Origin of the sequence: Asticcacaulis sp. (genome assembly GCF_027484505.1) — a bacterium.
GTDB lineage: Bacteria > Pseudomonadota > Alphaproteobacteria > Caulobacterales > Caulobacteraceae > Asticcacaulis.
Genome location: NZ_JAIXSV010000045.1, coordinates 1 through 4,084, shown reverse-complemented (window position 1 = coordinate 4,084; position 4,084 = coordinate 1). Strand labels below are relative to the sequence as shown.

The window sequence follows — 4,084 nt, the reverse complement described above, 5'->3', positions numbered from 1 at the left end:
GACCGTCAAGGCCGGCAAGGTGGAGGCCGATGGCCAGGGCAAGGAAACCAAGGTCGCCTTGTCCCTGCCCATCGATATCGGCCTGTTCACCGCCAGCCCCGGCGATGACGGGTTCGATGCCGGCAAGGTGGTGGCAATGGAAAAACGCCCCGTGGATGACAGCACGACGGTCATCGAGTTCCTGACCGACAAGCTCCCCACCCACGCCGGCATCGACCCCTACAACAAACTGATCGACCGCAACTCGGACGATAATGTCGTGAAGGTCGAGGTGAAGTGAGAGAGGCGCGGACGGGGGCGCCGGCAGTTGGGGCGTTGATCAGAACTATCAGGTTCTGATCAACGCAAATCGGCATAAATGGTCCGGAGCCGAGCCCGCGACCACAGAATTACAGTCTTGACATATTTTTTGTCAGTTGCCGCCAGACCAAACGGAGTTCTCCGGCGCTCACTGTCCGAAAATCGTTGCCAGTATCGACATGCCTGAGGCCGTCACTCACTGATATCAGCCTCGATCGAGCTGTTTCGACAAGGATTGCCAGTTCGGACAGTTGCTGGAGGACTTCACCTGACTGGCTCGAGATTGCATTGGCAGCCGAAATCAAGCGAGCCCTTGACTGGATCTGGGTGCGCTGCCGACCGGTCTGGGTTGACAGTTCCTTGTTGGAATGAACAAAGCCCCGGCGCAACAGATCACGGGCACTCCGCTGCGTTCGAAACTCACGCTCCCGTTCCGATTTGGACATGCCGGTCATACAGCGACGGTTCACACTGGCAAAGACCCGACGCGCGCCCACGTGGCTTTCCAAAATACCTTTGTGCATTGCTTGAAAAGCCGACTTCATCTGCTCCGCCTTTTCGGCCATCCGACCAACGCCGCTCTTAATCGGCTCCAGCTTTTCAAGGATCAGGCTCTCTGCCACCAGGCTCCCCGGTTGTTCCAGCATGTCGATGCATGTCGTCATCAACGGGTCTATCTCCTTCAACAATGAAGGCAAGACATGTCTGAGGATGGGGAGGATGTGATCGATCCACTGGCGAAGCAGCTTCTGATAAGCCGCAATTTCCTGGTCCTGCGGACCATCCGGAATCCATTCCGGTTGCCGATCCGCCCCCAGGATAACGTAGACATAGCTGGTGAATGCAGCGATATCCGACTTTCGGTCTCTCGACTGCTCCATATCCGCCCTCGTCGTCAAATGGATCGACCACCATTGCAGGTCAGGCGACGGACACCGTTTTGACCTCCACCTTGACTGCCAGCAATTGTTCGGCAAATTCCGCCAACTGCTTCCAGGCACTCGACGCGGCGAGGACACTGATGGAGGCCTGTGCTTCACCAAACAGCGCCAGCATGGTCGCTTTATCGATCGTGTCGATTTCCTGGATGACGGCGGCAAGCTTGCCAGACAGTGTGCTCCACAACTGGGTTACCTTGGCCATTGCCTCACGGGCCTGCTTGTTGGCCTCGGTAATCGACTTTAGACTTGTTGCCAAGGTTTCATAAGAGAGCGCCAAGCGCTGGGTTTCGGTGAGTTCACTGGTCGCCTTGCGCAGTTCCTCCAGTTCCTTTCTCAACTGGCTGCCAGCTTCGGACGCGCTGTAAAGGCCATAACCCGCAGCCCCGGCCGCGGCGACGGCGCCCACAACAGCGATAGCAGCCGCACCACCTGTGGCAACCACGGCCACAACAATTGCAATGACAGCAAGCACAGTGCCGCCGACAGCAATCCACTGGCTGGAATTCCGCTTCGCCTCCGATGCCTCGACGGACTTGGTGATAGTGTCGCGGATACGCCTGCAATCCGCCAGCTTCTGATCGGTTGCCTTGGACAATAGTTCGACACGATGCCGACCCGCCTCAATCGCATCAAAGTCAGCTTGCAGGCCCTTCGCGAAGCGTTCGAGTTCGTCGGCCAACTTACCAACCTTGGCCTTCTCGTCGTTGAGCCTCTTCAAGAGGGAGGTGGCATATCGCTTCACGCGCTTTCTATTGGTGGGGTCGAGGTCGCCGGTATCGGCATCGGCCAGTTTCAGAACCTCGCTGATCACCTTTGTCGAGGCGTTGAAACTGTTCGAGTAGCTGATAATGGAAAGCGGGATGCCGGAAAAGATGCTCGGAGAGAGCTTCACGGTCCAATCAAGGGCCCGGTTCTTGGCCGTCGCGAATGCCAGGGTGGTTTCATTATACCATTGTGGCACTTCGCTCTTGGGATAGGGAGGAAGAACCGTGTTGAGAACGGCCTGGCAATAAGCGTTGATTTGCATCAGCGCGCAAGCCTGCCCAACAAGGGCTTCGTTGCTGTTGGCAGGAGGAGCGACATCTCCATTTTTGACAGACGGCTTCGTATTCGCCGCATTGGACGACGGAGCGGCCTGGTCCTTTTTTACGGTTGATGTGCTATTCGTCATGTCGGATCTCCGGATTACGATAGTGAAGCTGAAAACTCGTCACGGCCTAAGCGCTTACGCCACCGACGATCTTGAGCGGTGCCGAAAGGTCGAGTTTTTCCGCTATAGGGCGGACCTCATTCACCATTTTCGATTGAAGTAGCGAAGCCTCCCGCGCGACACGGGCCCAAACCGCAGCTGCTGTACCCAAATGCTTGAAGGCGGGCAGCTTTGAAAGATCGTCAGTTTCACCCAGCATATTGAGCGCTGCATCGATCTTTTCGCCTTCGGCGGCCCACATATTGGCCAAATCTTCGCCAATCTTATGTGGAGATTTGATATTTGACTGAATATCTTCAAGAGATTTATCAACCATCTCGGAAATAATAAGCGCCTGAGCGACAGTCGATATCTCACGAATTTTCTTCAAACATTCCGATAATTTTGCAGTATATTCCTGGTGAAGGCTGTTCACTTTGAACTGCGTATAGATGAGCAGAGCCGATGCGATAACGACGGCCACGGGCACACCCTTGATCAGCTTGGCCGACGTGATCACGCCCAGGGAAACCTGCTTCGCCTTCACGAAAATGCCCGCCATATTCACGGCCATCGTACCGCCAGAGCTCCAGGCGATGTTTTTAAACAGGGAACCGGCGGCTCCAAGGTTCGTCGTGGGGGTGCTTTCCTTGAAGCGGTCTTCGGCTGACTTGCGGTCAGCCTCCAGCGCGTTGAGTTCAGCACGCAGGCTTTGCAGCGTCCCGGCCTCCAGTTGGTGTTTCTTCACGGCTTCGCGACGCGCCGAGACGACGGATTTACGCAACTTGGTGAGTTCGTCGCCCATGGCCTTCTGTGCATTCACGGCAGCCTTAAGCTGTTTCTGCGCCGTGTCGACCCGTTGTTTCAGGTTGGTCAGCCCCGCCATTGCGGCACGACGAGCGGCCGCATCGCGACCTGAGGCAACATTGCTTTCAAACAGCTTGACGAATGCCTCGAACGTGTTCGAGTACTCAATCAATGGCTGTGTGATGGCCACAAGCAACTCAGCGTTCCCCTTTCGCAACCACTCGCCACCGTTCTCCTTGGCGCCTTTAAGGGCGTCCGCAACCGTTGCCCTCCACGGCAAGTCAGGCTGAAATTCGGGAATCACGGTATTCTGCAAAGAAAATATTGTTCCTCGAAACTCCAACGTCGACTCTGTCAGCGCATTTATGGAATTGATGACCCTGTCTGGTGACTTTGGCGAAAGCATTTCGTTTCTCCTTTCATATTGTCAAAAAAAGCCTACGCGAATATTTCGAAATGTTTTCCATATAAATAGATCATTCTCTGATATTAATATTTAATAAATATTTATCAGAAGAATTCCTCTATGTGCTTTGAACATCCCCACTAAATCACCGGACACCTCATATGTTCAATACCACCAATAGCGACATCGACCCTAAGATATGAAGGCGATGAGTCTCCGGGGCCCCATTCCGCGCGACGGCTTTTGAGAAGGGTCACGCGATGTGCGCCGCACGAACTAAAACCGCGATGCCGGCTCACACGCCCCCTGTTCAAAGCCTAACGATCTGTTAATCTCAATCTCGCGGATGCGAAACGAAGCCATTGTCGGCATCGCCCTCGACAGCGGATCGCATGGCACGAAGGGCGCAGGGGGCTCTGTTGAGCGGGTCTGGAAAAGGTG

At 55.0% G+C, this 4,084-nt stretch carries 4 protein-coding genes; 1 reads left to right on the top strand and 3 read right to left on the bottom strand.

From position 1 onward, the window contains the following. On the top strand, nt 1-280 hold a 280-nt coding region (locus tag Q0072_RS02215; RefSeq protein ID WP_298325075.1), incomplete at its 5' end, for a hypothetical protein. Between the two features lie 109 nt (nt 281-389). On the opposite strand, the gene Q0072_RS02210 is transcribed toward Q0072_RS02215, so the two are convergent. Genes Q0072_RS02210 through Q0072_RS02200 form a run of 3 tightly spaced genes read right to left on the bottom strand, consistent with a single transcriptional unit; the run spans nt 390 to nt 3,643 of the window. Continuing rightward, nucleotides 390-1,181: a hypothetical protein gene (locus tag Q0072_RS02210; RefSeq protein WP_298325074.1), complete on the bottom strand. Its 792-nt coding sequence runs from the start codon at nt 1,179-1,181 to the stop codon at nt 390-392. Nucleotides 1,182-1,221: 40 nt separating this feature from the next. Beyond that, a complete protein-coding gene (locus tag Q0072_RS02205; protein WP_298325071.1) occupies nt 1,222-2,412 on the bottom strand; it encodes a hypothetical protein in 1,191 nt (396 codons plus the stop codon). A 46-nt stretch (nt 2,413-2,458) separates the two neighbouring features. Beyond that, the gene (locus Q0072_RS02200) at nt 2,459-3,643 is read right to left on the bottom strand and encodes an HBL/NHE enterotoxin family protein (protein ID WP_298325068.1); all 1,185 of its coding nucleotides are present in this window, start codon (nt 3,641-3,643) and stop codon (nt 2,459-2,461) included. Nucleotides 3,644-4,084: the final 441 nt, after the last annotated feature.

What these genes read in the sequence shown, in the direction of transcription:
- Q0072_RS02210 (WP_298325074.1), bottom strand. Translation starts at nt 1,181, where the DNA reads ATGGAGCAGTCGAGAGACCGAAAGTCGGATATCGCTGCATTCACCAGC.
- Q0072_RS02200 (WP_298325068.1), bottom strand. Translation starts at nt 3,643, where the DNA reads ATGCTTTCGCCAAAGTCACCAGACAGGGTCATCAATTCCATAAATGCG.
- Q0072_RS02205 (WP_298325071.1), bottom strand. Translation starts at nt 2,412, where the DNA reads ATGACGAATAGCACATCAACCGTAAAAAAGGACCAGGCCGCTCCGTCG.